General features: G+C 58.6%; 1 protein-coding gene. It reads right to left on the reverse strand.

What is annotated here, in order from left to right; translation table 11 throughout:
• Nucleotides 1-57 precede the first annotated feature (57 nt).
• A complete protein-coding gene (locus J0I79_RS34540) occupies nucleotides 58-3,033 on the reverse strand; it encodes a Tn3 family transposase (protein ID WP_292870511.1) in 2,976 nt (991 codons plus the stop codon).
• Nucleotides 3,034-3,204 lie beyond the last annotated feature (171 nt).

Genomic DNA, 3,204 nt, shown 5'->3' on the forward strand with positions numbered 1-3,204 from the left:
GGGGTCGGAACAAGAACTGCTGAAAATCGTACGCTAAGGTCGAACCGATCATGAATATCATGCGACACGCTTTAGCCCTACCGGAAGGCGCAGTGTCCTAAAGCCTTCCGCCAGATGCTGCTCGCTGTCCCAAGTGTAGATGCCGGTCAGGTTGATGTGCTCCCAGCTGAGTGGGGAGATGTGCTTCAGCAGCATCTCGGGGATGTTTTTGCCCGCCATTTTCAAGTGTGTGACAGCCCGATCAAGATAGACCGTATTCCAGTGTACGATCGCACTGACGACGAGGTTGAGGCCGGAGGCGCGGAACGCTTGGCTTTCGAACGATCGGTCACGGATTTCACCACGCTCATGGAAAAACACCGCGCGCTTGAGCTTGTGCGCTGCCTCACCTTTGTTGAGTCCGGCTTGGCAGCGCCGGCGCAATGTCGGGCTCGAGTACCATTCGATCATGAAGAGAGACCGCTCAATACGCCCCAGTTCCCGCAGCGCCCTGGCGAGCTGACCTTCTTTTGGCGATGCCGAAAGCTTCTTCAGGATGGTCGACGGCACGACGGATCGCGTCGTGATCGACGCCGCGAGATGAAGAAGATCGTCCCAGTGGTCGAGAATGAGCGTGGTGTTGATCGGTGCTCCGATGTGGTTCGACAGCGCCGGGTATGCATCGCCTTTCTCGAACGTGTGGAACTTCCGATCCTTGAGGTTGCGTAACCGAGGTGCGAAGCGTTTGCCGATCAAGGCGAACAATCCGAAGACGTGATCGCTGGCGCCGCCGGTGTCCGTGAAGTGCTCCTGAATGTCGAGGATCGTGTCCTGATCGAACAGCCCGTCGAGCACATAGGCAGCTTCGCTCTCAGTCGGACTGATCGGCAGGATGCTGAAGTAGCCGTACTGATCGGACAGATGACTGTAGAATTTCGAACCGGGCTCACTGCCGTAATGTAGATTGATATCTCCGCGCTTTGCGGCTCGGTCGCTTGCTCGGAAGAATTGGCCATCAGATGATGACGTCGTGCCGTTGCCCCAAAGGCGAGAATGCGGATGGCGAGTGTGTGCGTCCGTCACGCAGGCCTGGGCTGCGCGGTAGGTCTCTGACCGGGCGTGGAAGGTACGCATCCAGCTGATCTGGTGAGCGCTGATGCCTTTGGACGCGCTGGCCATCCGTTTCGGACCGAGGTTGGTCGCATCGGCGAGTACGCCAGCCAGCATTGCCGAGACATTCCTCGGAGTGTCGCCCGTGCGAACATGCGTGAAGCAATCGGCAAAGCCGGTCCATTCGTGCACTTCCCTCAGGAGGTCCGGCACCTCTATCAACGGATAGAGTTCACTGATCTCGGCGTTAAGATCCTCAGCTTCCACGGGCACCTCACCAGCGGTTGGCGTAACGATCAATGTGCCGGCTTCCAGACGAACACCTTCGAGCTTTCCGGATCGTGCTCTATGCGCCAGCCGCTTCAGGTTGAAGTCGAGCATCTGTCGCGCTTCCGCGAGCCAGGCCGCACCGTCACCCTGAACGCCAAGTCCGAGCCTATCCTGCTCCTTCATTGTGGTGAACGTTGACCGCGGCATCAGATGCTCGTCGATTGGTCGGAAGGATCGACTTCCGTCGACCCATATGTCCGCCGACCGAAGTCGATCTCGTAAAGCCGCGAGCGTTGCGATTTCATAGAGATGACGATCCGGCTTCTCCTTTCCAAGAATGAGCTTGCGATCGGCTTGGCTGAGGTGAGTTATGGGGACACGTTCCGGCAGCGCTCGGCGCTTCTCGGCATAGAGCCGTCTCAGCAACCCAGTCGCCGCAAGAAGCGGATCGTGGCGGCGCGCTGAGCGGAACGTGAACGCCTGTAGGAACGCACCCGCATATTTGTTGACGGTCGCATATTGCTCGGCCGCTAAGGTCAACGGCGAGGCCTCGTTGTTCTCGACCATCGACTCAAGCTCAGGCTTCATCCGCAGCAACCGGTGCCATCCTACTTCCTGATCGAGAACCTCCAATGCGTTCCGGCCATAGTCGTTCGCAGATTGCAGGGCGGTGATCGTGCAGAGGAACATGCGCAGCGCCTTGGCCGTATCCGGTCTGCAGTCTATCTGTCGCTGCTTCTTGCGGTTGTTGGCTTGCGAGAACAGCCGCCCCATCAGCTTGATAAACATCGTCACCGCATCGTCGGTGAGCTTCTGGCCGAGTTTGATGACCTGTGCCACGATCAGCGCGTGCCGGCGACTGGCATTGAAGTCATTGGCAAGCCATGCCGGCGTGGCTTTGCCCTCACGGATCATCTGCTCCCACCGTCCCGATGATATGCGAGCCTGCAATTTCGGATCGATCTCCAGCGTCCGCAGGAATGCAATCCGTTCAGTCAGTCCGACCAGGTTGGATGCACCCGGCGCTTCTGGCGCCGATCGCAGCCAATGAAAGCGCGTCTGGCCGATGGCCGGGTCAACCTCCAACAGTTTATCCAATGATTGAAGCGTATCGACCGAAATTTCTTCGATGAGCACTCTCTCTGCCCGCCGACGAGCAATCGATCGGCCCGCGAGCCCTATTCGCTCGATTGTCTCGGTCACCGGAAGTAGGGAACCGCGTTCCCGAAAAGACGCGGCGATGGCTTTCGCAATCCCGACGCTGTCGTCGGACATCGTTGCCGCCTGAATCGCAGCCAGTAGCGCCGCTCGACGGTCCTCCCCCGTTGCGCTCTTCGTATCGAGGTACATCATCAAGCGCGCGGCGTGGTCGCGACGGGTTTCTTCACGGCGCGCATAGAGCGCGAACGATCCGAGGTCGGCGCCGACCTGTTCGGCAACATACTTCAGCATTGCGCGAGGCGGAGTCTCTCCGGCGGCGAGCACTCTGCCTGGGTGGCGCATCAGGCAAAGCTGAACAGCAAAGCCGAGCTGATTGTGTTCTCGCCTGCGAAGGCCAATCTCAAGCCTGTCAGCCGATGACAGCGAATAGTGTCGGATGAGGCTGTCCTCATCGGTCGGCACACTGAAAAGTTTTTGCCGATCTTGATCTTTGAGAAGCTTCCGTCTGCGCATCGCCCGACTCCATCACAATACTCGATGGAACGATGTCAAACTGGGGGGCACATACGTCAGCCCTGGCTACGCTATCCACAGAGATCAAGTGCAATGCGGCCGATATCGCACTCGGGTTCTTGCTCCGTTCGCCCTTAGCGTACGATTTTGAGCAGTTCTTGTTCCGACCCC

Origin of the sequence: Mesorhizobium sp., assembly GCF_017306585.1 — a bacterium.
In the GTDB taxonomy this organism is placed as follows: Bacteria; Pseudomonadota; Alphaproteobacteria; order Rhizobiales; family Rhizobiaceae; genus Mesorhizobium.

Bases quoted from the DNA above. Each gene is read 5' to 3' on its own strand.
- J0I79_RS34540 (WP_292870511.1), bottom strand. From the start codon at position 3,033: ATGCGCAGACGGAAGCTTCTCAAAGATCAAGATCGGCAAAAACTTTTC.